Source organism: Umezawaea sp. (assembly GCF_057122925.1).
Window position 1 is genome coordinate 25,296 of sequence record NZ_DBNGPQ010000030.1, and the last position, 24,796, is coordinate 50,091.

Here is a 24,796-nt window from a genome sequence, read left to right on the forward strand (position 1 = left end):
GCTAGGCGCGTTCGAGCCAGGCGTGGAACGGGTCGAGCTTGCGGAGTTCGGTGAACAGCCTCTCGCGGGCCCCGGCGCGCAGCCACGGGAGGGTGTGGTCGAGGTCCGCGGTGCCCCGCACGCGCCCGGACCGGAACAGCAGCACCAGCTCCGGGTTGAGGTAGCGGACGCCGTCGTCGACCCACGTCACCTCGTCCAGCGGGAACGTGACCGTCGGGTCGCGCGGGAACACCCACTCGCCGTGCCAGCGCCGGGTCGGCCGCACGTCGAGCTGCCACGGCGTACCGGGGCGGGCGCGGACCCAGAGCCGCGTCACGTCCGGCGGCAGCTCGTCGGGAGCGGGCCCGGCGACCCCGCCGGACACCGCCCACACCTCGGCCCCGGCGAAGTGGGCGCGCAGGGCGGGGACGTCGTCGGTGAACACCCCGACGACCAGCCGGTCGTGCGGCTCGCGGACGGCCGTGTAGCGCTCCAGCGCCCACCCGCCGCACACCCACCACGGCACGCCGAGGCCCTCGAACGCCAAGGCGCCCGCGGCGGGTTCCAGCACGTCCCAGTCGATCACGTCCACGGCGGGACAGGTTAGCCCTTGGGCTTGTCGTCGCCCTCGCCGTCGGCCGGCGCGGGGTCGTCGAAGCTCGCGGGCAGGTTGCGCAGGTGCTTGTTCATCGAGCGGACCAGGAAGAACACCGCGATGAAGAACAGCACGAGCAGCAGCAGGCCGAGCGGGGACGACTTGCCGAAGTCGTCCTTCTGCCCGCCGGGGTCGTTCGACGTCGGCGGCTGGGCCACGACGAGGGCCGTGGTGTCCTCGACGGGGATCCGCGCGAGCATCACGCGGACACCTTCTCCCGCAGACCGGCGAACAGGTCGTCCTCGGGCACGGTGCTGTCGACCAGCGAGCGGGCCAGCTCGTACTCCTCGGTCGACCACAGCCGCCGCTGCATCTCCAGCGGGATGAAGAACCAGCGGCTCTCCGGGTCGATCTGGGTCGCGTGGGCCTTCAGGGCCTCGTCGCGCTGCTCGAAGTACTCACCGCACTCGACCCTGGTGGTCACGCGGTCGAGCACGTCGGGGGTGTTCGGGTCCCACTTCGCGATCCACTCGGTGTACGGCGACTCCTGGCCGATCTCCAGCAGCGCGTTGTGGAACGTCATCATCCGGGCGCGCGAGAAGCCGTGCGAGTAGTACATCTTCAGCGGCTGCCACGGCTCGCCCGCCTCGGGGTACCGCTCCGGGTCGCCCGCGGCGTCGAAGGCCGCGACGGACACCTCGTGCGTGCGGATGTGGTCCGGGTGCGGGTAGCCGCCGTTCTCGTCGTAGGTGACGATGACGTGGGGGCGGAACTCGCGGATGACCTCGACCAGCTTCCCCGCCGACTCCTCGATCGGGACCAGCGCGAAGCAGCCCTCGGGCAGCGGCGGCAGCGGGTCGCCCTCGGGCAGGCCCGAGTCGACGTACCCGAGCCAGCGGTGCTGGATGCCGAGGATCTCGGCGGCGCGGGCCATCTCGCCGCGCCGGATCTCGGCCATGTTCTCCAGGACGTCCGGGCGGTTCATGGCGGGGTTCAGGATGCTGCCCGCCTCACCGCCGGTGCAGGTCACGACCATGACCTCGTGACCCTCCGAGACGTAGCGGGCCATCGTGGCCGCGCCCTTGCTCGACTCGTCATCGGGGTGCGCGTGCACAGCCATCAGGCGCAGCTTCTCGACCATGACCGGCGTGGTCTCCTCTTCGATTCACGGACCGCCCCACCAAGCGGGGCCGGATCGGCTCCTGCGACACTCAACGCGGACGTCGTGGCCCATTGTTCCCGCTGGTCCGCAGGCGGTGAACGGGTGGGGTGAGAAGGGGTGACCGGAGTGGCGCAGCGCACGCTGCCCGAGGGCCGCTACGGCAAGCAGGCCCGCAAGCCGCTGCCGAAGTGGCTCCGCTGGTCACTGCCCGTGCTGGGCGTGCTGGTCGGGGGCGCGGTCGCGCTGGTCGCCTACCAGAACCTCGGCAACCAGCCCGTCGAGGCGAAGCAGAGCGCGTTCGAGGTGCTCGACGACAGCACGGTCGAGGTGACGTTCGAGGTCGCCCGCGACCAGCCGGAGCGCCCCGTGGTCTGCGTCATCAGGGCCCGTTCCGACGACGGCGACGAGGCGGGCAGGCGCGAGGTGCTCGTCCCACCTGGTAGGAGCACCAGCGTCGCGAAGACGGTTCTGCGCACGTCGAAACCGCCGGTCACCGGAGAGGTGTTCGGCTGCTCCTACCAGGTACCCGCCTACCTGTCCACGAGGTAGCGGCCAAGCGGGTGATCTGCGGGTTTAGCGGCGGTGTCGGGAACAAAACGCCGTAGTCGAACGTTGTAAACGTGTTACTCTTGCAGCTCAGCACGGCCCCGGTGTGGGCCGTGTTTTTCCGTTCCGGGCGAGCTGGTGGCCTGGAAACTGCCAGTCCACGGGGTGGACTTGGAGCAAGACGAGGAGTTGGTGACCGTGAGCGACACCCAGGTGACCTGGCTGACCCAGGAGGCCTACGACCGGCTCAAGCACGAGCTGGACGAGCTGATCCAGAATCGCCCGGTCATTGCCACTGAGATCAACGCGCGCCGCGAAGAAGGCGACCTCCGGGAGAACGGTGGTTACCACGCGGCTCGTGAGGAGCAGGGCAAGCAGGAGGCCCGGATCCGGCAGCTGCAGGAGCTCCTCCAGGCGGCGAAGGTCGGCGAGGCCCCGACCACCAAGGGCGTCGCGGCACCCGGCACCGTGCTGACCATCCGGTACGACGGGGACGACGAGACCGAGGAGTTCCTGCTCGCCACGCGCGAGGAGGGCGCTCACGGCGCGATGGAGGTCTACTCCCCCGCGTCGCCGCTCGGGAAGGCGCTGCTCGGTGCGAAGGACGGCGAGACCGTCGAGTACGAGCTGCCGAACGGCAAGAGCCAGAAGGTCACCCTGATCAAGGCGGTTCCCTACTCCGCCTGATCCACGACGCACAGGGGCGGCCACCGCGCTGGTGGCCGCCCCTTTCGCGCGCCTTGTAAGATTGATTGACATCGTCAATTATTGACGTTCTTGGAGGATCCGGTGCGTGACGAACATCCCTTGGCGCAGGACCTGGGGTTCCTGCTGTCCCGAGCCAGCGGGGTGTTCGCCAAGACGGCCAGCGAGGCGCTCTCCCCGCTGGGGCTGCGCGTCCGCTCGTACTCCGTCCTCGCCTTCGCGAGCGAGGAGAAGACCGGCGTCACCCAGCGCAGGCTCGCCGAGCTCATGGGCCTCGACCCGTCGCAGCTCGTCGCGCTGGTCGACGAACTGGAGGGCAACGGGCTGGTGAAGCGGGTCACCGACCCGAACGACCGCCGCAGCAAGCTGGTCAGCGCCACCGCGAAGGGCGACCGGGTCCGCTCCGAGGGCAGCCGCCGGATCGCCGAGGCGCAGAGCGGGATCATGGCCGACGTGAGGCCGGAGACGCAGGTGGAGCTGAACACCCTGCTGCGGCAACTGGTGTTCCCCAACGGGTAGCCGCACCGGATACCGATGACAAACTCAATCGTTGACAACCACAACAGTTTGCGTCCACCCTGACTCCGGAGCCCCCGGCGGTCGAGGAGGACGGGACTGATGGATCTCAGCGGCAGGGTCGCGGTCGTCACCGGGAGCGGGCGGGGGCTCGGGTTGGCCTACGCCAAGGGGTTGGCCGACGCCGGGGCGGCGGTCGTGGTGAACGACGTGGACGCCGGTGCGGCCGGGGCCGCGGTGGAGGAGATCGTCGACGCCGGTGGGCGGGCGGTGGCCGAGGTCGTCGCGGTCGGGACGGCCGAGGCGGCGGACGCGCTGGTGGCGCGGGCCGTGGACGAGTTCGGTCGGCTCGACGTGATGGTCACCAACGCGGGCGTGCTGCGCGACCGGGTGCTCTGGAAGATGACCGACGAGGACTTCGACGCGGTGGTCGGGGTCCACCTGCGCGGCACGTTCACCTGCGCGCGGGCGGCGGCCGTGCGGTTCCGCGCGCAGGGCACGGGCGGGCGGCTGATCCTGGTCGGCTCCCCAGCGGGCCAGCGCGGCAACTTCGGCCAGACCAACTACTCCGCCGCGAAGGCGGGCGTCGTCGGGTTCGCCCGCACGTGGGCGATGGAACTGGCGCGCGCCAAGGTGACCGTGAACGCGGTCGTGCCCGTCGCCGCGACCGCCATGACCGAGACCATCCCCGCGCTCCAGCCGTACGTCGAGGCGCTGCGGTCCGGCGAGCCGGTGCCGCCGTTCGCCCGGCGGGTGCTGGCCTTCGGCACCCCCGAGGACGCGGCGGGCGTGGTGGTGTTCCTGGCCTCCGACGCCGCCGAGGACATCACCGGCCAGGCCGTCGGCATCGGCGGCGACCGGCTGTCGCTGTGGACGCACCCGACGCAGGTCGTGGCCGCGTACGCCGACGGCGGCTGGAGCGCCGACGCCATCGCCGAGACGTGGCCGACGGTGTTCGCGGCCCACGAGCAGGTCGTCGGCGAGCGGCTGCCGGAGCAGGCGTCGTGACGGGGCTGGACGTCGAGGCCCTGGTGGCGATCGACGTGCACACCCACGTCGAGGTCGACGGGCACGGCCACCTCTCGCTGCCGGACGCCCACGTCGAGGCGTCGTCGAAGTACTTCGCGGCGGACCACCGGGCGCCGACGCTCGACGAAACCGCCGCCTACTACCGGGAACGGCGGATGGCGGCGGTCGTGTTCACCGTCGACGCCGAGGCCGCGACCGGTCACCGGGCCATCTCCAACGACGAGATCGTCGAGGCCGCGGCCGAGCACCCGGACGTGCTGGTCCCGTTCGCGAGCGTCGACCCGGCGAAGGGCCGCACGGGCGCCCGGCTGTTCCGCTCGCTGGTCGACCGGGGGGTGCGGGGCATCAAGTTCCACCCGTCGTTGCAGGGCTTCGCGCCGAACGACCGCAGTGCGTACCCGCTGCTGGAGGTCGCCGAGGAACTCGGGGTGCCCGCGCTGTTCCACACCGGGCAGACCGGCATCGGCGCCGGACTGCCGGGGGGCGGCGGGATCCGGCTCGGGCTGTCGAACCCGATGCTGCTCGACGACGTGGCGGTCGACTTCCCGGACCTGACGATCATCATGGCGCACCCGTCGTTCCCCTGGCAGGACGAGGCCCTGGCGGTCGCGACGCACAAGCCGAAGGTGTACGTCGACCTGTCCGGGTGGTCGCCGAAGTACTTCCCGCCGCAGCTCGTGCGGTACGCGAACACCCTGTTGCAGGACAAGGTGCTGTTCGGCTCGGACTACCCGCTCATCACGCCCGACCGCTGGCTGGCCGACTTCGCGGAGCTGGAGATCAAGGACCACGTCCGGCCGAAGATCCTCAAGGAGAACGCGGTCCGGGCGTTGGGCCTGGGACGGGAGGAGGAGCCGTGACCACCGTCGCGTTCGACGACCTGCCCGGACTCGCGGGGACCTCGCTCGGCGTCAGCGAGTGGCTGGACGTGACGCAGGCCCGCATCGACCTGTTCGCCGACGCCACCGACGACCACCAGTGGATCCACGTCGACCCGGAGCGCGCCAGGAGCGGGCCGTTCGGCGGGCCGATCGCCCACGGGTACCTGACCCTGGCGCTGGTCATCCCACTGTGGACCAACCTGTTCGACGTGCCCGACGTGACGACGAAGGTGAACTACGGGCTGAACCGGGTGCGCTTCCCGGCCCCCGTCCCGGCCGGTGCGCGGATCAGGCTGTCCGGGACGCTCGTGTCGGTCGAGCAGATCGGCGGTGGTGGCGCGCAGATCACCGCCGACGTGGTCGTGGAGATCGAGAACGGCACCAAGCCCGCGTGCGTGGCGCAGCCCGTGTTCCGCTTCTACCGCTGAGACGGGGTCCCGCGATGATCCACCGCAGCGCACTGTCCGATGTGGACATCCCGGACACCACCCTCACCGAGCACCTGCTCGACCGCGCGCACGGCGACCGGGTCGCGCTGGTCGACGCGGCCACCGGTGAGCGGATGACCTACCGCGCCCTGGCCGACGGGGTGGACGCCGCCGCGGGAGGGTTGGCCGCGCTGGGCGTCGGACCCGGTGACGTCGTGGCGCTGATCAGCCACAACCAGCCGGGGTTCGTGCTCGCGCTGCACGCCGCGCTGGCCGCGGGCGCGACCGTCACGCCGGTGAACCCGGCGTTGACCCACGGGGAGATCGCCGGGCAGCTGGCGGCCTCCCGCGCCGTCGCGGTGATCGCTTCCGAGGCGGCGGCGGGGAAGGTCGCCGGGGCGGCGGACGTCGAGCACCGGTTCGTGATCGGCTCGGCCGCCGGGTTCACGCCGTTCGGGTCGCTGGACGGGGTCGCGCCGGCCGTGGAGGTCGACCCCGCCACGGCGGTCGCGCTGCTCCCGTACTCCAGCGGCACCACGGGTCCGGCGAAGGGGGTGATGCTGACCCACCGGAACCTGGTGGCGAACGTCGAGCAGAACTCGGCCCAGTGGCGGGTGACCCCGGACGACGTGTTCTCGGCCGTGCTGCCGTTCTTCCACGTCTACGGGTTCTCGATCATCCTCGGCATGGCCCTGCGGCACGGTTCCACCGTCGTGACGCTGCCGCGGTACGAGCACGACGCGCACCTGCGGATGATCGCGGAGCACGGGGTCACCAGGGCGTTCCTCGCGCCGCCGATGGTCCTCGGGTTGGCGAACTCCGGTGCGGGCGGGCACGACCTCTCGTCGTTGCGGTTCGCCGTCTCCGGGGCCGCGCCGCTGGACGTCGCGGTGGCCCGGCGGGCGGAAGCGGTGCTCGGGTGCCCGATCCGGCAGGGGTACGGGATGACCGAGGCTTCGCCGGGGATCACGCTGGTGCTGGAGGACGGGTTCGCCGACACGCCCGCCGGGTCGGTGGGGACGTTGTTGCCGTCCACCGAGGCCCGGCTGGTGGACCCGAAGACCGGTGGGGATTCCCCGGAGGGCGAGTTGTGGGTGCGGGGGCCGCAGGTGATGGTCGGGTACCTGGACAACCCCGAGGCCACCTCGGCGACCGTCGTGGAGGGTGGCTGGTTGCGCACCGGGGACGTGGCTCGGGTGGAGGGCGAGCACTACTGGGTCGTGGACCGGTTGAAGGAGTTGATCAAGTACAAGGGGTACCAGGTCGCTCCTGCCGAACTGGAGGCCCTGTTGTTGACCCATCCCGACGTGCTCGACGCCGCCGTGGTCGGGGTGCCGCACGTCGAGGGTGGGGAGGCGCCCAAGGCCTTCGTGGTGGTGTCGCGGGTGGTGGACGCGGACGAGCTGATGGCGTGGGTCGCCGAGCGCGTGGCTCCGTACAAGAAGGTGCGGTGGGTGGAGGTCGTGGACGCCATTCCCAAGTCGCCCAGCGGGAAGATCCTGCGCCGGTTGTTGAAGTAGGGGTGCCGCCGGGTGGAGGGGCGGTCTCCACCCGGGGACGGGGTGGGACCGGGGCCCACGAGGTGGTCAGGTGATGCGCTCCAAGAGCGGGCGCACGCGTGGTGGCACCGGGGTGGAGAGGGCTATCGAGGTTGAGAGGCGTTCCACCCCCGGGACGTCGACCATTTCGTCGATCACGCGTTGCAGGTCCGCGTTGGAGCGGGCGACCATCCTGACGAAGAGGTCGCCCTGGCCCGTGGTGGCGTGGACCTCGCAGACCTCGTTGATGGCCGCCAGGCCGTTGGAGACCTCCTGCCTGCGGCCCTGTGCGATCTCCAGGACGGCGAACGCGGTGAGGGTGTAGCCCATCGCCGCCAGGTCCAAGGCCGGGGGGAAGCCGGTCAGGACGCCCCTGGCCACCAGGCGGTCCAGCCTGGCCTGGACGGTGCCCCTCGCCACGCCCAGGCGGCGGGAGCACTCCAGGACTCCCAGCCTCGGTTCGTCGGTGAGCAGGAGCAGGAGCCTCGCGTCCAGGGAGTCCAGCGGCTGGTCAGAGTGTTCTAGGTGCTCGCCCGAAGTCATGCATCACTATACAAAATGTCCAGCATTTTCACTGAGTGTTGCTCAGGATGCCCGGCACGACACATCCTATTCCTACCGAACTGACCACCACGGAGGGATCACCATGACCGGGACACTGGGGCGCGGCGACCAGCAGCTCGACGACGTGAGCTACGACCAGCTCCGGCAGCTCGTCGGGCTGGTCGACTACGACGCGACCAAGGACCCGTTCCCGGTGCGGTCCATGGACGCGGTGGTCTTCGTGGTCGGCAACGCCACGCAGACCGCGTGGTTCTACCAGGTCGCCTTCGGGATGCAGCTGGTCGCCTACGCGGGGCCCGAGACGGGGCAGCGGGACCATAAGTCGTTCGTGCTCAAGTCCGGGTCGGCGCGGTTCGTGGTCAAGGGTGGCGTGCTGCCGGACAGCTCGCTGCTGGAGCACCACCGCCGCCACGGCGACGGTGTCGTGGACCTGGCGCTGGAGGTCGACGACGTCGACCGCTGCGTGGCCCACGCGCGGGCGCAGGGGGCGACCGTGCTGGAGGAGCCGCACGACGTCAGCGACGACCACGGCACGGTCCGCACGGCCGCCATCGCCACCTACGGCGAGACCCGCCACACGCTGGTCGACCGGTCCGCCTACACCGGTCCCTACCTGCCCGGTTACGTGGCCAGGGAGAGCACGGTGGTCCGCCCGGCCGGTGCGCCGAAGCGGCTGTTCCAGGCGGTCGACCACTGCGTCGGCAACGTCGAGCTGGGCCGGATGGACCACTGGGTCGAGTGGTACAACCGGGTCATGGGCTTCGTGAACATGGCGGAGTTCATCGGCGACGACATCGCCACCGACTACTCGGCGCTGATGAGCAAGGTCGTCTCCAACGGCAACCACCGGGTCAAGTTCCCGCTCAACGAGCCCGCCATCGCGCAGCGCAAGTCGCAGATCGACGAGTACCTGGAGTTCTACGAGGGCGCGGGCGTCCAGCACATCGCGCTGGCCACCAACGACATCGTGGGCACGGTGACGGCGATGCGCGCGTCGGGCGTCGAGTTCCTGGACACGCCGGACTCCTACTACGACGACCCGGAGCTGCGGGCCCGCATCGGCAAGGTGCGCGTGCCGATCGAGGTCCTCAAGGAGCACCGCATCCTGGTCGACCGCGACGAGGACGGCTACCTGCTCCAGATCTTCACGAAGCCGATCGGCGACCGGCCCACGGTGTTCTACGAGCTGATCGAGCGCCACGGCTCGCTGGGCTTCGGCAAGGGCAACTTCAAGGCGCTGTTCGAGGCCATCGAGCGCGAGCAGGAGCGCCGGGGCAACCTCTGACGGTCGTCGGGCGGCTGAACGGCGGTACGACCGCTGGGCCGCCCGGCGAGTCCGCGCCACCTCTCGCCGACGAGCTTGGTACCCACCGCGTGGGGACGGGTACGCTCTGTCTTGGGGAACCTCACAGGGCATTCACATCGGGGAGGCGGCATGGCACCCGCAAGGCGCGTAGCCGCTGTGCTTCCGCTCTTCGGAGCGGTCGCCACGGCCGTGGCCCTGACCGGCGCGGCCTTTTTCACCGTGGCCCAGGCGGGCTGCCACGATTCCGGGCACTTCGAGCAGCGCGACGGCACGCTCCAGTTCATCGGCGGTTGCGTCGACGGCCAGGACCTGCCCGCGGTGCCGAAGACCGAGAACGCGCAGTACCACCTGCCCGGCGACAACCTGGTCAAGCCCTAGGCGTCACGACGACGAAGGCCCCCGCTCCACCCGAGCGGGGGCCTTCGTGGTGAGCGGGGTCAGTCCAGCGCGGCGACCAGGTCGGCGACCAGGTCGTCACCGGACTCGATGCCCACGGAGACGCGGATCAGGTCCGACGGCACCTCCAGCAGCGAGCCCTCGGTGCTGGCGTGCGTCATCTTGCCGGGGTGCTCGATCAGCGACTCGACGCCGCCGAGCGACTCGGCCAGCGTGAACAGCCTGGTGCGCGAGCACACGTCCAGCGCGGCCTGCTCGCCGCCGTGGACGGTGAACGAGATCATCCCGCCGAACCGGCGCATCTGCTTCGCCGCCAGCTCGTGGCCGGGGTGCTCCGGCAGGCCGGGGTACAGCACGGTCTTGACCTTCGGGTGCTTCAGCAGCGCCTGCACGACCAGCTCGGCGTTGTCCGAGTGCTTCTCCATGCGGAGTTCGAGGGTCTTGATGCCGCGCAGCGTCAGCCACGAGTCGAACGGGCTGGCGACCGCGCCCGCCCCGTTCTGGAGGAAGCCGAACTGGGCGTCCAGCTCGTCGTCGGAGGTGATGAGGGCACCGCCGACGACGTCGGAGTGACCGCCGATGTACTTGGTCGTGGAGTGCATGACCACGTCCGCGCCCAGGCCGAGCGGGCTTTGCAGGTACGGGGACGCGAAGGTGTTGTCCACGACGAGCAGCGCGCCCGCGGAGTGCGCGATCTGGGACAGGCCCGCGATGTCCGCGATGTTCAGCAGCGGGTTCGTGGGCGTCTCGATCCAGATGACCTTGGTGTTGGGCCGGACCGCCGCGCGCACCGCGTCCACATCGGACAGCTCGACCGGGGTGTGCTCGACGCCCCAGTGGCCCAGCACCTTGTCGATCAACCGGAACGTGCCGCCGTAGGCGTCGTTCGGGATGAGGACGTGGTCGCCGGGACGCAGCATCGCGCGGAGCGCGGCGTCGGTCGCGCCCATGCCCGAGGCGAAGGCGCGGGCGTGCCTGCCGCCCTCCAGCGAGGCGAGGCACTCCTGGAGGGCCGTCCTGGTCGGGTTGCCGGTGCGCGAGTACTCGTAGCCCTCCCGCAGGCCTCCCACGCCGTCCTGCGCGTAGGTGGAGGTCGCGTGGATGGGCGGGATCACCGAACCGGTGGTCGGATCGGGAGCCTGACCTGCGTGGATCGCCCTGGTCGCGAAGCCGTGGTGGGAGCTGTCCGTCATGTCACCAGCGTACGGGGCCGTTCGGGTGCACCGGACGGCAAGCGGCCCCCCGACCGGGGGTCGGGGGGCCGTTCATCCATTCCGGTCCGTCACCACTGCTGGGGCGGCTGCTGCTGGCCGTAGCCCTGCTGCGGGGGCTGCTGCCCGTAGCCCTGCTGGGGCTGCTGGCCGTAACCCGGCTGCTGCGGCTGCTGGCCGTAGCCGTAGGGCTGGCCGCCGGTGCCGGGGTACTGGGCGGGAGCGGCCGAGCCGTCCGCCATGACCACGACGGTGTTCATGATCTTGTCGGCCCAGGTCTGCTTCTTGGCCTCCCACAGCGGGGCGAGGTACCCGATGCCGCAGGGCAGGCCGTCGATGAAGTGGCAGAGGTGCCGCACGAAGGCGTTGCCGAAGCCGACCGGCTGACCGGTCTGCTCGCTGATCAGCTTGACGTTGGCGACCTTCTTGCCGAAGGACTGGCCGGTCGTGCCCGCCAGGTACCAGGAGTTGTACGCCATGAAGGCGAGCAGGCCGACGTAGCCGACGAGGTTCAGCAGCAGCGCCACGGTCACGTCACCCGTGGCGGCGCCGATCACGCCGACGAGCAGGCCCACCACGATGCCGGGGGCCACGTAGTCGATCAGGCCGCCGATCGCGCGCGAGCCCCACTCGGCGTAGTTGCCCGCCGCGGCGCCGTAGCCCGCCTGAGCGGGGTAGGCGCCCTGGGCGCCCCAGGCCTGCTGCTGCGGCTGGCCGTAGGCGGGCTGCTGCGCGCCCCACGGCTGTTGCTGCTGCGGCTGCCCGTAGGGCTGCGCGGGCTGGCCGTAGGGGTTCGACGGCGGCTGCTGGCCGTACGGCTGCTGCCCGTAGGGCTGGGCGGGCTGGCCGTACGGGTTCGACGGCGGCTGGCCGTACTGGCCGGGTTGAGCGGGCTGGCCGTACGGGGGCGGCTGCTGGGCGGGGAACCCGCCGGAGCCGGTCTGCGGCGGCTGGCCGTACGGGTTCGACTGCGGCGGCTGCCCCTGGCCGGAGACGACCTGCGTCGCCTCCGAGCTCGGCTGCGGCCCCTGACCGGGGGTGACGACCTGGGTCGCGTCTGCGGACGGGAACGCCGGGGGCTGTCCGCCGCTCGACACCACCTGCGTCGCGTCGCCGCTGGGAGCCTGCCCCTGGCTCTCCTGTGGTTGGCCGCCTTGGTTCTGGCCTTCTGGCGGCTGCGGAGCGTTCATCGGAGTGTCCAGCCCCTTTGTTCGGGTCGCGATCACGGATAGGTGCAGGCCACGCTAGCGGATCGACCGGGGCACGCCACCGGCAACCGGTGAACGTGCCGCCGGGGGGGACCGATCAGCGTCCGGCGAGGAAACCCAGGATGTCCTGCCGGGTAACGACACCCGCGGGCTTGCCGTCGTCCAGCACGAGCGCACCGTCCGCATGCGACAGTGCCTTCATCGCCACGCCCACCGACTCGCCCGCGCCGATCGTCGGCAGCGGGGCCGACATGTGCTTGTCCAGCGTGTCGGCGAGCTGCGCCTTGCCGGTGAACAGGGCCTCCAGCAGGTCGCGCTCGTTGACCGCACCGGAGACCTCGGCGGCCATGACCGGCGGCTCGGCGTTGACGACGGGCATCTGAGAGACGCCGAACTCGCGCAGGATCGCGACCGCTTCCGCGACGGTCTCCTTCGGGTGGCCGTGGACCAGGTCCGGGATGTGGCCGTCCTTGCGCCGCAGCACGTCGCCGACGGTCGCGCCGGACGAGTCGGGCGGCAGGAAGCCGTAGGACGACATCCACTGGTCGTTGAAGACCTTCGACAGGTAGCCGCGACCGCCGTCGGGCAGCAGCACGACGACGACGTCGTCCGGGCCGCAGCCCTGGGCGACCTTCAGCGCCGCCGCGGCGGCCATGCCGCAGGAACCGCCGACGAGCAGGCCCTCCTCGCGGGCGAGGCGGCGGGTGACGGCGAAGGAGTCGGCGTCGGACACGGCCACGATCTCGTCGCAGATGTCGCGGTCGTACGCATCCGGCCAGAAGTCCTCGCCGACGCCCTCCACCAGGTACGGGCGGCCCGTGCCACCGGAGTACACCGAGCCCTCCGGGTCGGCGCCGATGATCTTCACCTTGCCGCCGGACACCTCCTTGAGGTACCTGCCGGTGCCGGAGATCGTGCCGCCGGTGCCGACGCCCGCGACGAAGTGCGTGATCCGCCCCTCCGTCTGGCGCCACAGCTCGGGCCCGGTGGAGTGGTAGTGGCTCAGCGGGTTCTGCGGGTTCGAGTACTGGTCCGGCTTCCAGGCGCCGGGGATCTCGCGCACCAGGCGGTCCGACACGTTGTAGTAGGAGTCCGGGTGCTCCGGGGCCACGGCCGTCGGGCACACCACGACCTCCGCGCCGTACGCCTTGAGCACGTTGCGCTTGTCCTCGCTGACCTTGTCCGGGCAGACGAAGACGCACTTGTAGCCGCGGCGCTGCGCGACGAGCGCCAGGCCGACCCCGGTGTTGCCGGACGTGGGTTCGACGATCGTGCCGCCGGGCCGCAGCTCACCGGAGGCCTCGGCCGCCTCGACCATGCGCAGCGCGATGCGGTCCTTCACGCTCCCGCCGGGGTTCAGGTACTCGACCTTCGCGAGGACCAGCGGCGCGGCGCCCTCCGTGATCGAGTTCAACTTCACCAGCGGCGTGTTGCCAACCAGGTCGACGACGTGCTCGACGTACTCCACCGGGAGAGTCCTTTCCCACTTTGCGAGATTACCGGCGAAGCCTAACTCGGCCGCGTCCTCAGGGTGCCCCGGTCGACGATCCCGACCAGGTGGCCTGCGGTCCACCGACCGGTGGTAACCCGGATTGCCCCGCCGCCGGGTCTTCGGCATCGTGAAAGCGGGCGGCGTTCATCACGAGTGGTGGCCCGGCTGAACAGGCGTTAACTAGGGTGGATCCACACGCTGCGGTGAACAAAGGAGTTCCGTAATGCCTGAGGCCGTCATCGTCTCCGCCGCCCGATCCCCCATCGGCCGAGCGGGCAAGGGTTCGCTGAAGGACATCCGCGGCGACGACCTGACCGTGCAGATGGTCAAGGCCGCGCTGGCGAAGGTTCCGGAGCTCGACCCGTCCACCATCGACGACCTGATGCTCGGCTGCGGCCTCCCCGGCGGCGAGCAGGGCTTCAACATGGGCCGCGTGGTCTCGGTCCTCGCGGGCTACGACCAGGTGCCCGGCACGACCGTCACCCGGTACTGCGCGTCCAGCGTCCAGACCACCCGGATGGCGCTGCACGCCATCCGGGCGGGCGAGGGCGACGTGTTCATCAGCGCGGGCGTCGAGACCGTGTCGAGCTTCGCCCGCGGCAACTCCGACGGCTGGCCCGACACGCACAACCCGGTGTTCGCCGACGCCGAGGCGCGGACCACGGCCACCGCCGAGGCGGGCGCCGACACGTGGACCGACCCGCGCGAGGCGGGCCTGCTGCCCGACATCTACATCTCCATGGGCCAGACCGCGGAGAACCTCGCCTGGGCCAAGGGCATCTCCCGCGAGGAGATGGACCAGTTCGGCGTGCGCTCGCAGAACCTCGCCGAGAAGGCCATCGCCAACGGCTTCTGGGCCCGCGAGATCACCCCCGTGACGCTGCCGGACGGCACCGTGGTGTCGGCCGACGACGGTCCGCGCGCGGGTGTGACGCTGGACGGCGTGGCGGGCCTCAAGCCGGTGTTCCGGCCGAACGGCAAGGTCACGGCGGGCAACTGCTGCCCGCTCAACGACGGCGCCGCGGCCCTGGTGATCATGAGCGACGTGAAGGCGCGCGAGCTGGGCATCACGCCGCTCGCGCGGATCGTGTCGACCGGCGTGTCCGGCCTGTCGCCGGAGATCATGGGCCTCGGCCCGGTCGAGGCGTCCCGCCGGGCGCTGGAGCTGGCCGGGATGTCGATCGGCGACATCGACCTCGTCGAGATCAACGAGGCGTTCGCCGCGCAGGTCATCCCCTCCTACCAGGAGCTGGGCATCGACCTGGACCGGCTGAACGTCAACGGCGGCGCCATCGCCGTCGGCCACCCGTTCGGCATGACCGGCGCGCGGATCACCACGACGCTGATCAACTCTCTCCAGTTCCACGACAAGCAGTTCGGTCTGGAGACCATGTGCGTCGGCGGCGGCCAGGGCATGGCCATGGTGCTGGAGCGCCTGAGCTAGCTCTGCGTGATCGTTCACCCCGAAGGGGACGTCCGCTGCTCCGATGCGGTGGTCGTCCCCTTCGCGCGTCAGAGGAGGCCCGCGAAACCGTCCCCACCTCGGAGTAGGGAGGCTTCACATGCCGTACGTCTGGTGGCACAGCGAGTACGACCGGCTGTGCCACGCGTTCAGGGCCGAGCACGCCACCACGACCGACCGCGGCTTCTACGAGGCCGTCTGCGAGCACAGCGTCCCGACCGAGAGGCTGGAGCGCGAACAGCACGGGCACCTGTGCGTGTCCTGCCTGATCAAGGTGGGGAGCACGCTGCCGGACGACGGGGGCGGCTGGCGCCCCTAGGGCGGTCACCGCACCAGGCACGAAGAAGGGCGCCCGACCAGTGGCCGGGCGCCCCGCACGCTCTTCGAAGAACCGCGATCAGTCCGAGTTGAAGTAGGACAGCAGTCGCAGGATCTCCAGGTACAGCCAGACCAGGGTCACGGTCAGGCCGAACGCGACCCTCCAGGCGAACACGGCGGGCACGCCCGCGCGGATCGCCTCGTCGGCGGCGTCGAAGTCCAGCAGGAAGCTGAACGCGGCGATGCCGATGCAGACCAGGCTGAAGATGATGGCGATGGTGCCACCGTCGCGCAGGCCGAGACCGCCCGGCGTGAGGAAGCCCGCGACCAGGTTGGCCAGCATGAGCACCGCGACGCCGATGACGGCACCGGTGATCCACTTGGTCAGCTTGGGCGTGACCTTCACGGCACCGGTCTTGTAGACCACGAGCATGCCGATGAACACGCCGATGGTGCCGATGATCGCCTGGATCACGATCGCGTTGCCGTTGCTGAACGCCCGGCCGACCAGACCGCTCACCGCACCGAGGAACACGCCCTCGGCGACCGCGTAGGCGAGCACGAGCGCCGGGCTCGGCTTCTTCTTGAAGATGTTGACCAGGGCCAACACGAAACCGATGATCATCGCCGGCAGCGCGAGGGCGTATGCCTCCATCACGAAGGTGATGGTGCCCGCGACCAAGAGGACGGCCAGGGTCGCGCCGGTCTTGGTCACCACGTCGTCGATCGTCATCGGGCGGTTGGCCGCCGATGGGGGTGCAGGGTCGTAGCCGGGGCCCGCTTGCTGCGGCGGCTGACCGAAGCCTGCGTAGTTGTTCCCGTAACCGCCGGTCGGCAGGTTGCGGAAAGCGGGGTTGCTGGTGGTACGCACCTCGTCCTCCTGTGGCGTGCTGACGCCGTCACGGGGTTCAACGACCACACGAGTCGATCGGTTCCCGTCGGGTAAAAGTGACTTTACCTGGACTGTCGATCGCGATACCGGGCAACGCCGACGGGGGAACGTAACGATCGACACAACCAGGTGAAGTTGATCGTGATCTGGACGCAACCCGCGGTACCGGACCGCCGTCCTTCCTGTCGTGGCGTGGAAACAGAATCGGATGGGCTGGGTGACGACCGGGATTGCCCTCGGGGTCACCGTCGCGGTGCTGGTGACGCTGGGTGGGACCGGCCAGGGCAGGGACACGCCGGACAACGCCGCGGTGGGCATGCCCGCCCCCAACCGCCAGCCCGTCACGGACGGCCCGGTCCCCGAGGTCCCCGCGCCCGCCGAGCCCCGCGCCGACTGGATGCGCAAGCTCGGCCCGAACGAGAAGCCGCCGCAGTTCGTCATGTTCTCGTTCGACGGCGCCGCGTCCAAGCCGCACTGGGACCGCGTCCTGCCCATCACCGAGCAGGCGAAGGCGCACGTCACGGGCCTGCTGTCGGGCGTCTACATGATGAGCGACGACCAGGGCCGCGAGTACACGGGTCCCGGCCACGACGCGGGTTTCTCCGCGATCGGCTTCGGCGGGTCGAAGCAGGACGTCGAGCTGCGCATCGGGTACCTCAACGACGCCATCGCCGCCGGTCACGAGCTGGGGACCCACTACAACGGGCACTTCTGCCAGGGCACCGAGCCCAGCGTCGGCACCTGGAACACCGAGCAGTGGAACACCGAGCTGGACCAGTTCTTCTCGATCATCGGGAAGGCGGGCGCCCAGGGGTTCAAGCTGGACCCGACCACCGTCCGCGGCGGTCGCACCCCCTGCCTGGAGGCCGACTTCAAGGCCGCCATCCCGGCGATGAGGTCGCACGGGCTCGTCTACGACACCAGCCAGGTCAGCCTCGGCGTCACCTGGCCCAAGATCATCGACGGGATCTACGAGTTCCCGCTCCCCGAGGTGCGCGTGCCCGCGTTGAACAAGCAGGCCGTGATGATGGACTTCAACCTCTGGTACGCGCTCAACGGCGCGAAGGAGGAGCCCGAGAGGGCGCCCGAGTTCACCTCCGTCGTGGTCGACACCTACCGCTCGGTGTACCGGGCGGCCTTCAACGGCAACCGGGCGCCGCTGACCATCGGCAACCACTTCAACGAGTGGGCCGGTGGGGCGTTCAGCGCGGCCGTGGAGCAGTTCATGGGCGAGGTCTGCGTGCAGGAGTCCACCGTGTGCGCCACCTACACCGAGGTCATCCAGTGGATGCAGCTCCAGGACCCGCAGGTCCTCGCGCAGCTGCGCAGCTTCCCGGCCGCTCGGAACTGAACCGGGCGGGGTTCCCGGTCGGCGTCCGAGCGGGCGCCGCGGACCGGGCCCAGCATTTAGGAAAGGATCTTTCCCATCTGGCGCTCCCACCGGGGACGACCTACGGTGGGGGAACCGCCGCGCGGCCACGGTGCTCCACCCGACCCGAGGAGTGCGCAGATGCCCGACACCGAGAACGTCCGCCGCCCCGCGCCCGAGGTTCCCGCCACCACCAAACCCGTCTGGGTGAAGCCCGACTTCCGGGACTTCGACACCCCGATGGAGGTCACCGCCTACGCGGCCCGCACCTGATCCGGTTCAGCGGACCCGGCCGTGGACCCTCGCACCGAGCGGGGTCCACGGCGTCCCGTCGGACTAGGAGCACCGCTTGGCAGCCCTGGCACCACCGGAGGAGTTCACCGCGGAACTGCGCGCGCTGGCTCCCCGCTACTGGCACGCCCACCCGTTCCACCTGCGCCTGCACGACGGCTCGCTGAGCGCGGGGGAACTGCGCTCGTGGGCCGCCAACCGCTGGTACTACCAGCGGTGCATCCCGCAGAAGGACGCCGCGATCCTGGCGAACTGCCCGCTGCCCGAGGTGCGGCGCCGGTGGCGGGAGCGGATCGTCTGGCACGACGGCACGCGGGCGGGCGAGGGCGGTGCCGAGGACTGGATCCGGATGGCCGAGTCCGTCGGGCTGACCCGCGAGGAGGTGCTGGACGAGCGCCACGTGCTGCCCGGCACCCGGTTCGCCGTGGACGCCTACGTCACGTTCGCCCGCACCAGGCCGTGGGTGGAGGCCGTCGCGTCCGGGTTGACCGAGATGTTCTCGCGCGGGCTGATGGCGCGCAGGCTCGCGGACATGCGCGCGCGGTACCCGTGGATCGCGGAGGAGGGCTTCGCCTACTTCACCAGCAGGCTCCGGGTGGTCGCCGGTGAGGGGAGGTCCACGGTGGACCTCGTGGTCGAGCACTGCACGACCAGGCAGCAGCAGGAGGCGGCCGTGGCCGCGCTGTCGTTCAAGTGCGACGTGCTCCGGTCGATCCTGGACACCGTCGACTACTACGCGGGTCGGGAGCGGCGGTGACGCCGGCGCACGACCGCGTCCCCCGCCTCCGGACGGGCGTGCGCGCGTCCTACGACCGGGTCCGGGAGAGCCACGTGCTGCTGTTCCCCGAGGGCGTCCTGGTGCTGAACCCGACCGCCGCCGCGGTCGTCGGCCTGTGCGACGGGCGGGCCACGATCGCGGACGTGGCGCGAACGCTGGCCGACGAGTTCGACGGCGTGCGGACGGCGGACGTCGCCGAACTCGTCGCACGCCTGGTGGAGCGCCGGGTGGTGGACCTCGATGGCTGAGGCGCCGTTCGGGCTGCTCGCCGAACTCACCCACCGCTGCCCGCTGCGGTGCGGCTACTGCTCGAACCCGCTGGAACTGGTGCGCCGCCGCGACGAGCTGAGCACCGAGCAGTGGTGCTCGGTGCTCGACCAGGCCCGCGCGCTCGGCGTCCTCCAGGTGCACCTGTCCGGCGGCGAACCTCTGGGGCGGCCCGACCTCCCCGACCTCGTGAGCCGCGCGAGCGGCCTCGGCTGCTACGTGAACCTGGTGACCAGCGGCCTCGGCCTGACGTCCGACCGGCTGGCCGACCTGGCTGCCAGGGGCCTGGACCACGTGCAGCTCTCGGTGCAGGACGCCGACCGCCGGGACGCCGACCGCGTCGCCGGGGTGAGGGCGCACCACCACAAGCTGGTCGCCGCCGACCTGGTGACCGGGCTCGGGCTCCCGCTCACGGTGAACGTCGTCCTGCACCGGCGGAACCTCGACCACGTGGCCGGGATCGTCGCGCTGGCCGAGCGCATGGGCGCCCAGCGGCTGGAGCTGGCCAACACCCAGTACTACGGCTGGGCGCTGCGCAACCGCGCCGCGCTGCTGCCGACCGCGGACCAGCTCGCCGCGGCGGCACCGGTCGTGGCCGCGGCGCGGGAACGGCTCCGGGGGTCGATGGAGATCGTCTACGTGGTCGCCGACTACCACGAGGCCCACCCGAAGCCGTGCATGCACGGCTGGGGCGCGCGGCAGCTCACCGTGTCCCCCGACGGGACCGTCCTGCCGTGCCCGGCCGCCTCGGTGATCACGGACCTGGAGTTCGACACCGTGCGGGACCGGCCGCTCGCCGAGATCTGGCACGACTCCCGGTCGTTCACCGCCTACCGGGGCACCGACTGGATGCGCGACCCGTGCCGGAGCTGCGCCCGCCGGGAGGTCGACTTCGGCGGGTGCCGCTGCCAGGCGTTCCAGCTCACCGGGGACGCGGCGAACACCGATCCCGTCTGCTCGCTCTCCCCGGACCGCGGGGTCGTGGACCTGGTCCTGGCGGCCGAGGCGCCTCCGGGGGCGGAGCCCGACCTGGTGCCGCGGAGGGCGGCGCGGTGAGGGCGGTCCTGCTCGGCACCGCGGCGGGCGGCGGGTTCCCGCAGTGGAACTGCGCGTGCGGGCCGTGCGAGGCGGCCCGTGCGGGCCGCCTCCGGTCGCGGACGCAGGACTGCCTGGCGGTCAGCGGCGACGGCGAGGACTGGTGGCTGTTCAACGCCTCCCCCGACGTCCGCGCCCAGCTCGTGGCGACCGCCGCGCTCGCCCCCGGCCCCGGTCCCCGCGACACCCCCGTCCGCGGCGTGGTCCTCACCGACGCCGAACTGGACCACGCGCTCGGCCTGCTGGCACTGCGCGGCGCGGCGGGCACGGAGGTGCGCGCGACCTCGACCGTGCTGGACGCGCTGCGCGGCGACCTGGACCTGCGGGGCGTCCTGGACGGGTACTCCCCGTGGACCTGGCGGGAGGTCGAGCCGCACGAGCCGTTCGAGCTGCGGGGCGGTCTGGTGGTCACCGCCGTGCCGGTCAGCGGCAAGCGGCCCAGGTACGCCGCGGCGTCCGCGGTGGGCTCGGACTGGGTGGTCGCGTACCGCGTGGAGGACCAGAGGACCGGCGGTGTCCTGGTCTACGCGCCCTGCCTGGCGACCTGGCCGCACGAGCTGGAACGGCTCCTCGCCGACGCCGACGTCCTGCTGCTGGACGGCACCTTCCACTCGGCCGGGGAGATGGGCGCCTCCACGGGCGGCACGCACGGGCAGGCCGCGATGGGCCACCTCCCGATCACCGCGAGCCTGCCGGAACTCCGCCGCCACCCCGGTGTCCGGCGGATCTACACCCACCTCAACAACACCAACCCGGTGCTGGACCCCGACTCCCCGGAGCACGCGGAGCTCGTGGCGGCGGGGGTCGAGGTCCCGCCGGACGGCACCGTCGTCGAGATCTGAAACCGGGGGGTTAAACCCACCGCGCCGAGGGGCCCCGGCACGCCAGACTCGACGCCATGACGGACACAGAGCTGCTGGGGAAGCTCCGCGACCGCGTGCGGCTGGTGCTGTGGAGCCTCGTCCGTATCCCGCTGGCGCTGGCCGGGCTGGTGCTGGTCCCGTTGCAGCTCTACGCCTACCCGCTGGTCCTGGTGACGGTCGGCGTGCCGGTCCTGCTCGGCGTGACGGCGCTGGAGCGGTCCGCGCTGCGGCGCTACCGGCGGTGGGCGGGCGACGTGCTCGGCACGGAGATCGCCTCGCCCTACCGCGTACCGCCCAGCCGCGGGCCGATCGCGAAGGTGCGGTGGATCGCCACCGACCCGGCCACCTGGCGGGACCTGGCGTGGATGGTCGTCAACGCCCCGCTCAGCATCGCGGCGGGCGTCCTGCCGCTCGCGCTGTGGGGGAGCGGGATCGCGGGTTTCGTGGCTCCGCTCGCCTGGCTCGACAACGCGACCGTCGAGTACGTCTTCCTGCGCGACGACACCCCCGGCGGCTACGCACTGGCGCCGATCATCGGCGGGCTGTTCATCGCGGCCGGGTGGTGGGTGACGCCGTGGGCCACGAAGGCGCACGCCGCGGTCGCCCGGTGGCTGCTCGCGCCGACCGCTCGGGCCACCCTGACCTCGCGGGTGCGGGAGCTGTCGGACTCACGGGCCGACACCGTGGACGCGCAGGCGGCCGAGCTGCGCCGCATCGAGCGCGACCTGCACGACGGGGCCCAGGCCAGGCTCGTCTCGCTGGGCATGAGCCTCGGCATGGCCGAGGACCTGATGGCCCGCGACCCGGACGCCGCGAGGGCGCTGCTGGCCGAGGCGCGCGAGTCGTCGACGCTGGCGCTGGCGGAGCTGCGGGACCTGGTGCGCGGCATCCACCCGCCGGTGCTCGCCGACCGGGGGCTCGACGGCGCCGTGCGGGCGCTCGCGCTGGCGCTGCCGGTGCCGGTGGAGGTCGACGTCGAGCTGCCCGGCAGGCCGCAGGCTCCGGTCGAGTCGGCCGCGTACTTCGCCGTGGCCGAGACGCTGGCCAACGTCGCCAAGCACAGCGGGGCCACGTCGGCGTGGATCCGGATCCGGCACGCCGACGAGCGGCTGGCGGTGATGGTCGGGGACGACGGCCGCGGCGGGGCCGCCGTCACGCCGGGCGGCGGACTTCGGGGGATCGAGCGCAGGCTCGCCGCGTTCGACGGCACACTCGGACTGGCCAGTCCCGTCGGTGGGCCGACCATCGTGACCTTGGAGCTGCCGTGCGAGTTGTCCTCGGAGAAGACCTCGTCCTCCTCAGGGACGGCCTGATCCGGCTGCTGGTGGCCTACGGCTTCGACGTGGTCGAGGCCGTGGACAACGGGCCCGCGCTGCTGGCCGCGCTGGTCGAGCACGAGCCGGACGTGGCCGTGGTGGACGTCCGGCTGCCGCCGACGTTCACCGACGAGGGCCTGCGGGCGGCCATCGCGGCGCGCAAGCAGGTGCCGGGGCTGCCGGTCCTGGTGCTGTCGCAGTACGTCGAGCAGCTCTACGCGCGGGAACTGCTGTCCGACCGCGGGGGCGGTGTCGGCTACCTGCTCAAGGACCGGGTGTCGGACGTGACCCAGTTCGTGGACGCGATCCGCCGGGTCGCGGCGGGCGGCACCGCGATGGACCCCGAGGTCGTCACGCAGCTGCTCGCCAGCCACGTCCGCGACGAGCCGCTCGGTTCGCTGACGCCCCGCGAGCGGGAGGTGCTCGCGCTGATGGCGGAGGGCCGGTCGAACGGGGCCATCGGGGCCCGGCTGTTCATCGGGGACAAGGCGGTCGGGAAGCACACCGCGAACATCTTCGGCAAGCTCGGCCTCCCGCCGTGCGACGACGACAACCGGCGAGTACTCGCCGTGCTCGCCTACCTGGACCGGGGATGACGGCCTTAACCGGCTAAGTAGCATCGGCCCATGACGGAGACGACCGAACTCGCGGACGAGCTGTTCGAGCTGGTGATGGCCATCGAGCCGTTGGAAGCCTCGCTCTACGGCATCGCCGGGCACGACCACCTCCTCGCCGACCTCACCGAGGCGGGCGGCGCCGCTCAGCGCGCCGCCGCGGTGGACATCGCCACCCGCGCGCGGGCGCTGCCCGACGAGGACCCGGTGACGCGAGCGGTCGTCGTGCAGCAGGCCGAGTCGCTGGTCGACAGGTTCGACACCCACTCCGTCGAGTACACGATCGCCGGGTCGTTCTTCGCTCCCGCGGGCGCGCTGCTGTCGCTCCTGCCGATGACCACCGTCGCGACCCCGGAGCAGCGCCGCGACTACCTGCTGCGGCTCGCCGCCGTGCCCGCGTTCCTCGACGTGCTGGCCGAGCGCCACCGGGGCGGTCTCACCGCCGGACGGCTGCCGGTCGCGCACCTGGTGCGCGACGCCGTCGCGTTCGTCGACCGCTACCTCGCCACGCCGCTGTCGGACGACCCGCTGGCCCGCAAGGACGGCCCGCCGGAGTTCACCGCCGAGCGCGACCGGCTGCTCGCCGACGTGGTGCGGCCCGCCTACGCCGGGTACCGGGACGTCCTGGAGCGCGAGGTGCTGCCCGCGGGCCGCCCCGAGGGCAGGCCGGGGCTGTGCTGGCTGCCCGACGGCGCCACCCTCTACGCGAGGCTGGCGCGGGTGCACACGACGACCTCGCGGACCCCGGAGGACCTGCACGAGACCGGTCTCGCGCTGATCGCCGACCTGGCGGAGGAGTACAGCGCCGTGGGGCTGCGGGTGTTCGGCACCGACGACCTCGCCGCGATCTTCGACCGGATGCGCACCGACCCAGCGCTGCGCTGGCGGGACGCCGAGGAGATGCTCGACTCCGCGCGGGGCGCCGTGCGGCGGGCCGAGCTGGCCGCGCCGCGGTGGTTCGGCACGCTGCCCGAGAGCCGCTGCGAGGTGGCGGCCGTCCCGGAGGCGGAGGCGCCGGGCGCGCCCGCGGCGTACTACTCCCCCACCGCGCTGGACGGCTCCCGCCCCGGCACGTACTACGCGAACACCTCGCGGGCCCAGGAGCGCTACCGCTACCAGGCCGAGGCCATCGCGTTCCACGAAGCCGTTCCGGGGCACCACTTCCAGATCACGCTGGCGCAGCAGATGACCGAGCTGCCGATGCTGCGCAGGCTCGCGAGCATCAACTCCTACCTGGAGGGCTGGGGCCTGTACTGCGAGCGGCTGGCCGACGAGATGGGGCTGTACTCCGACGACGTCGCGAGGCTGGGGATGCTGGCGACGGACTCGATGCGCGCGGGCAGGCTCGTCGTCGACACCGGCCTGCACGCGCTGGGCTGGAGCCGCGCGCAGGCCGTCGACTACCTCACGGAGAACACGCCGCTGGCCCTCGTGGAGATCGAGTCCGAGGTGGACCGCTACATCGCCGCGCCCGGCCAGGCGCTGTCGTACATGGTCGGCAGGCTGGAGATCCAGCGGATCCGGGCGGAGGCCGAGGCGGTCGCGGGAGACCGTTTCGACATCCGCGCGTTCCACGACGTGGTGCTCGGCGGCGGTCCGCTGCCGCTGGCGGTGCTGGACGAGGTCGTCACCGCGTGGGCGACGGCGGAACCGGTTACCACCTGACCAGGTGAAACCATCCACCGTTAATGTCCAACGCACGAATGCGCGGCCATCACCATTCTTTGCCGTTACGCGGGGTAACCCTATTTCTGCGGAGATAGCCCGTTCGAGTGATAGCCGCGTATCACTCGAACAGGCGGCACATACCACTGCCGCCAGTAGACATGGGATGATTTCTCAGCGGGTTTACGCTGGCCAGAAGGTTGTCTATGCTTATGAAGAGTGGTGCCCCCGACGGGAGTCGAACCCGTACCTTTGACCCTTTTAAGGGGCCTGCCTCTGCCGGTTGGGCTACGGGGGCAGCGGGCAGCTT

Annotated in this window: 28 protein-coding genes and 1 tRNA gene; 20 read left to right on the forward strand and 9 right to left on the reverse strand. The window is 71.4% G+C overall.

What is annotated here, in order from left to right:
- Position 1: 1 nt before the first annotated feature.
- The 3 genes from AC156L_RS04155 to mca are packed head-to-tail and all read right to left on the reverse strand — an operon-like array spanning position 2 to position 1,715.
- A complete protein-coding gene (locus AC156L_RS04155; RefSeq protein WP_330883659.1) occupies positions 2–571 on the reverse strand; it encodes a hypothetical protein in 570 nt (189 codons plus the stop codon).
- Between the two features lie 11 nt (positions 572–582).
- Positions 583–834: a hypothetical protein gene (locus AC156L_RS04160; protein WP_414720125.1), complete on the reverse strand. Its 252-nt coding sequence runs from the start codon at positions 832–834 to the stop codon at positions 583–585.
- A complete protein-coding gene (gene mca / locus AC156L_RS04165) occupies positions 834–1,715 on the reverse strand; it encodes a mycothiol conjugate amidase Mca (protein ID WP_330883661.1) in 882 nt (293 codons plus the stop codon). The genes AC156L_RS04160 and mca overlap by 1 nt, the downstream gene beginning before the upstream one ends.
- A 138-nt stretch (positions 1,716–1,853) precedes the next feature.
- Here mca and AC156L_RS04170 point away from each other — a divergent pair, with 138 nt between their 5' ends.
- From AC156L_RS04170 to AC156L_RS04200, 7 genes are all read left to right on the forward strand, one after another.
- Positions 1,854–2,285 carry a DUF4307 domain-containing protein gene (locus AC156L_RS04170; RefSeq protein ID WP_330883662.1) on the forward strand — a complete coding sequence of 144 codons (432 nt, stop codon included), beginning with the start codon at positions 1,854–1,856 and terminating at the stop codon, positions 2,283–2,285.
- Between the two features lie 186 nt (positions 2,286–2,471).
- Positions 2,472–2,969 carry a transcription elongation factor GreA gene (gene greA, locus AC156L_RS04175; protein WP_330883774.1) on the forward strand — a complete coding sequence of 166 codons (498 nt, stop codon included), beginning with the start codon at positions 2,472–2,474 and terminating at the stop codon, positions 2,967–2,969.
- Between the two features lie 102 nt (positions 2,970–3,071).
- Positions 3,072–3,506 carry a MarR family winged helix-turn-helix transcriptional regulator gene (locus tag AC156L_RS04180; RefSeq protein WP_330883663.1) on the forward strand — a complete coding sequence of 145 codons (435 nt, stop codon included), beginning with the start codon at positions 3,072–3,074 and terminating at the stop codon, positions 3,504–3,506.
- 99 nt (positions 3,507–3,605) lie between these two features.
- Positions 3,606–4,511: an SDR family NAD(P)-dependent oxidoreductase gene (locus tag AC156L_RS04185; RefSeq protein WP_330883664.1), complete on the forward strand. Its 906-nt coding sequence runs from the start codon at positions 3,606–3,608 to the stop codon at positions 4,509–4,511.
- A gap of 5 nt (positions 4,512–4,516) precedes the next feature.
- Positions 4,517–5,392: an amidohydrolase family protein gene (locus AC156L_RS04190; RefSeq protein ID WP_484406615.1), complete on the forward strand. Its 876-nt coding sequence runs from the start codon at positions 4,517–4,519 to the stop codon at positions 5,390–5,392.
- Complete coding sequence (locus AC156L_RS04195; protein ID WP_330883665.1) at positions 5,389–5,841, forward strand: MaoC family dehydratase; 453 nt, start codon at positions 5,389–5,391, stop codon at positions 5,839–5,841. The genes AC156L_RS04190 and AC156L_RS04195 overlap by 4 nt, the downstream gene beginning before the upstream one ends.
- Before the next feature lie 14 nt (positions 5,842–5,855).
- A complete protein-coding gene (locus AC156L_RS04200) occupies positions 5,856–7,361 on the forward strand; it encodes an AMP-binding protein (protein ID WP_330883666.1) in 1,506 nt (501 codons plus the stop codon).
- Between the two features lie 66 nt (positions 7,362–7,427).
- On the opposite strand, the gene AC156L_RS04205 is transcribed toward AC156L_RS04200, so the two are convergent.
- The gene (locus AC156L_RS04205; protein ID WP_330883667.1) at positions 7,428–7,922 is read right to left on the reverse strand and encodes an Lrp/AsnC family transcriptional regulator; all 495 of its coding nucleotides are present in this window, start codon (positions 7,920–7,922) and stop codon (positions 7,428–7,430) included.
- A gap of 103 nt (positions 7,923–8,025) precedes the next feature.
- Between AC156L_RS04205 and hppD the strand changes: the two genes are divergently transcribed.
- Positions 8,026–9,228 (forward strand): 4-hydroxyphenylpyruvate dioxygenase, encoded by a 1,203-nt coding sequence (hppD, locus tag AC156L_RS04210; RefSeq protein WP_330883668.1) that lies wholly within the window; start codon positions 8,026–8,028, stop codon positions 9,226–9,228.
- 150 nt (positions 9,229–9,378) lie between these two features.
- Positions 9,379–9,627: a hypothetical protein gene (locus tag AC156L_RS04215; protein WP_330883669.1), complete on the forward strand. Its 249-nt coding sequence runs from the start codon at positions 9,379–9,381 to the stop codon at positions 9,625–9,627.
- A 59-nt stretch (positions 9,628–9,686) separates the two neighbouring features.
- Here AC156L_RS04215 and AC156L_RS04220 read toward each other — a convergent pair whose 3' ends face one another.
- From AC156L_RS04220 to AC156L_RS04230, 3 genes are all read right to left on the reverse strand, one after another.
- The gene (locus AC156L_RS04220) at positions 9,687–10,838 is read right to left on the reverse strand and encodes a cystathionine gamma-synthase (protein ID WP_330883670.1); all 1,152 of its coding nucleotides are present in this window, start codon (positions 10,836–10,838) and stop codon (positions 9,687–9,689) included.
- Between the two features lie 89 nt (positions 10,839–10,927).
- Positions 10,928–12,046 carry an RDD family protein gene (locus tag AC156L_RS04225; protein ID WP_330883671.1) on the reverse strand — a complete coding sequence of 373 codons (1,119 nt, stop codon included), beginning with the start codon at positions 12,044–12,046 and terminating at the stop codon, positions 10,928–10,930.
- Positions 12,047–12,161: 115 nt separating this feature from the next.
- Positions 12,162–13,532: a cystathionine beta-synthase gene (locus tag AC156L_RS04230; protein WP_330883672.1), complete on the reverse strand. Its 1,371-nt coding sequence runs from the start codon at positions 13,530–13,532 to the stop codon at positions 12,162–12,164.
- Between the two features lie 247 nt (positions 13,533–13,779).
- Here AC156L_RS04230 and AC156L_RS04235 point away from each other — a divergent pair, with 247 nt between their 5' ends.
- Together AC156L_RS04235 and AC156L_RS04240 are read left to right on the forward strand one after the other, a co-directional pair.
- Positions 13,780–15,000, forward strand: a complete 1,221-nt coding sequence (locus AC156L_RS04235; protein WP_330883674.1) for an acetyl-CoA C-acetyltransferase — start codon at positions 13,780–13,782, stop codon at positions 14,998–15,000.
- Between the two features lie 118 nt (positions 15,001–15,118).
- On the forward strand, positions 15,119–15,337 hold the full coding sequence (locus tag AC156L_RS04240) for a hypothetical protein (protein ID WP_330883676.1): 219 nt from the start codon (positions 15,119–15,121) through the stop codon (positions 15,335–15,337).
- Positions 15,338–15,415: 78 nt separating this feature from the next.
- Here AC156L_RS04240 and AC156L_RS04245 read toward each other — a convergent pair whose 3' ends face one another.
- On the reverse strand, positions 15,416–16,207 hold the full coding sequence (locus tag AC156L_RS04245; RefSeq protein WP_330883679.1) for a Bax inhibitor-1/YccA family protein: 792 nt from the start codon (positions 16,205–16,207) through the stop codon (positions 15,416–15,418).
- A gap of 229 nt (positions 16,208–16,436) precedes the next feature.
- Between AC156L_RS04245 and AC156L_RS04250 the strand changes: the two genes are divergently transcribed.
- The 9 genes from AC156L_RS04250 (at position 16,437) to AC156L_RS04290 (ending at position 24,486) form a co-directional block, all read left to right on the forward strand.
- Positions 16,437–17,579 (forward strand): polysaccharide deacetylase family protein, encoded by a 1,143-nt coding sequence (locus AC156L_RS04250; protein ID WP_330883681.1) that lies wholly within the window; start codon positions 16,437–16,439, stop codon positions 17,577–17,579.
- Between the two features lie 159 nt (positions 17,580–17,738).
- Complete coding sequence (pqqA, locus tag AC156L_RS04255) at positions 17,739–17,870, forward strand: pyrroloquinoline quinone precursor peptide PqqA (RefSeq protein WP_330883683.1); 132 nt, start codon at positions 17,739–17,741, stop codon at positions 17,868–17,870.
- Positions 17,871–17,946: 76 nt separating this feature from the next.
- Entirely contained in the window at positions 17,947–18,645 is a 699-nt protein-coding gene (gene pqqC, locus AC156L_RS04260; protein ID WP_330883685.1) for a pyrroloquinoline-quinone synthase PqqC, read from the forward strand.
- A complete protein-coding gene (pqqD, locus tag AC156L_RS04265; protein WP_330883687.1) occupies positions 18,642–18,914 on the forward strand; it encodes a pyrroloquinoline quinone biosynthesis peptide chaperone PqqD in 273 nt (90 codons plus the stop codon). Before pqqC ends, pqqD begins: the two co-directional genes overlap by 4 nt.
- Positions 18,907–19,989 carry a pyrroloquinoline quinone biosynthesis protein PqqE gene (gene pqqE, locus AC156L_RS04270; RefSeq protein WP_330883689.1) on the forward strand — a complete coding sequence of 361 codons (1,083 nt, stop codon included), beginning with the start codon at positions 18,907–18,909 and terminating at the stop codon, positions 19,987–19,989. Before pqqD ends, pqqE begins: the two co-directional genes overlap by 8 nt.
- Positions 19,986–20,870 carry a pyrroloquinoline quinone biosynthesis protein PqqB gene (gene pqqB / locus AC156L_RS04275; RefSeq protein ID WP_330883691.1) on the forward strand — a complete coding sequence of 295 codons (885 nt, stop codon included), beginning with the start codon at positions 19,986–19,988 and terminating at the stop codon, positions 20,868–20,870. Before pqqE ends, pqqB begins: the two co-directional genes overlap by 4 nt.
- Before the next feature lie 56 nt (positions 20,871–20,926).
- Positions 20,927–22,204, forward strand: coding sequence for a sensor histidine kinase (locus AC156L_RS04280; protein WP_330883693.1), 1,278 nt, complete (start codon positions 20,927–20,929; stop codon positions 22,202–22,204).
- Positions 22,156–22,803: a response regulator transcription factor gene (locus AC156L_RS04285; RefSeq protein ID WP_330883695.1), complete on the forward strand. Its 648-nt coding sequence runs from the start codon at positions 22,156–22,158 to the stop codon at positions 22,801–22,803. Before AC156L_RS04280 ends, AC156L_RS04285 begins: the two co-directional genes overlap by 49 nt.
- Before the next feature lie 30 nt (positions 22,804–22,833).
- Entirely contained in the window at positions 22,834–24,486 is a 1,653-nt protein-coding gene (locus tag AC156L_RS04290) for a DUF885 domain-containing protein (RefSeq protein WP_330883697.1), read from the forward strand.
- 220 nt (positions 24,487–24,706) lie between these two features.
- Here AC156L_RS04290 and AC156L_RS04295 read toward each other — a convergent pair.
- Positions 24,707–24,784, reverse strand: a tRNA-Leu gene (locus AC156L_RS04295).
- Positions 24,785–24,796 lie beyond the last annotated feature (12 nt).

Coding starts and splice junctions, on each gene's coding strand:
- AC156L_RS04160 (WP_414720125.1), bottom strand. CDS start 834: ATGCTCGCGCGGATCCCCGTCGAGGACACCACGGCCCTCGTCGTGGCC.
- mca (WP_330883661.1), bottom strand. CDS start 1,715: ATGGTCGAGAAGCTGCGCCTGATGGCTGTGCACGCGCACCCCGATGAC.
- AC156L_RS04185 (WP_330883664.1), top strand. CDS start 3,606: ATGGATCTCAGCGGCAGGGTCGCGGTCGTCACCGGGAGCGGGCGGGGG.
- AC156L_RS04200 (WP_330883666.1), top strand. CDS start 5,856: ATGATCCACCGCAGCGCACTGTCCGATGTGGACATCCCGGACACCACC.
- AC156L_RS04205 (WP_330883667.1), bottom strand. CDS start 7,922: ATGACTTCGGGCGAGCACCTAGAACACTCTGACCAGCCGCTGGACTCC.
- hppD (WP_330883668.1), top strand. CDS start 8,026: ATGACCGGGACACTGGGGCGCGGCGACCAGCAGCTCGACGACGTGAGC.
- AC156L_RS04215 (WP_330883669.1), top strand. CDS start 9,379: ATGGCACCCGCAAGGCGCGTAGCCGCTGTGCTTCCGCTCTTCGGAGCG.
- AC156L_RS04220 (WP_330883670.1), bottom strand. CDS start 10,838: ATGACGGACAGCTCCCACCACGGCTTCGCGACCAGGGCGATCCACGCA.
- AC156L_RS04225 (WP_330883671.1), bottom strand. CDS start 12,046: ATGAACGCTCCGCAGCCGCCAGAAGGCCAGAACCAAGGCGGCCAACCA.
- AC156L_RS04235 (WP_330883674.1), top strand. CDS start 13,780: ATGCCTGAGGCCGTCATCGTCTCCGCCGCCCGATCCCCCATCGGCCGA.
- AC156L_RS04240 (WP_330883676.1), top strand. CDS start 15,119: ATGCCGTACGTCTGGTGGCACAGCGAGTACGACCGGCTGTGCCACGCG.
- AC156L_RS04250 (WP_330883681.1), top strand. CDS start 16,437: ATGGGCTGGGTGACGACCGGGATTGCCCTCGGGGTCACCGTCGCGGTG.
- pqqA (WP_330883683.1), top strand. CDS start 17,739: ATGCCCGACACCGAGAACGTCCGCCGCCCCGCGCCCGAGGTTCCCGCC.
- pqqE (WP_330883689.1), top strand. CDS start 18,907: ATGGCTGAGGCGCCGTTCGGGCTGCTCGCCGAACTCACCCACCGCTGC.
- AC156L_RS04280 (WP_330883693.1), top strand. CDS start 20,927: ATGACGGACACAGAGCTGCTGGGGAAGCTCCGCGACCGCGTGCGGCTG.
- AC156L_RS04290 (WP_330883697.1), top strand. CDS start 22,834: ATGACGGAGACGACCGAACTCGCGGACGAGCTGTTCGAGCTGGTGATG.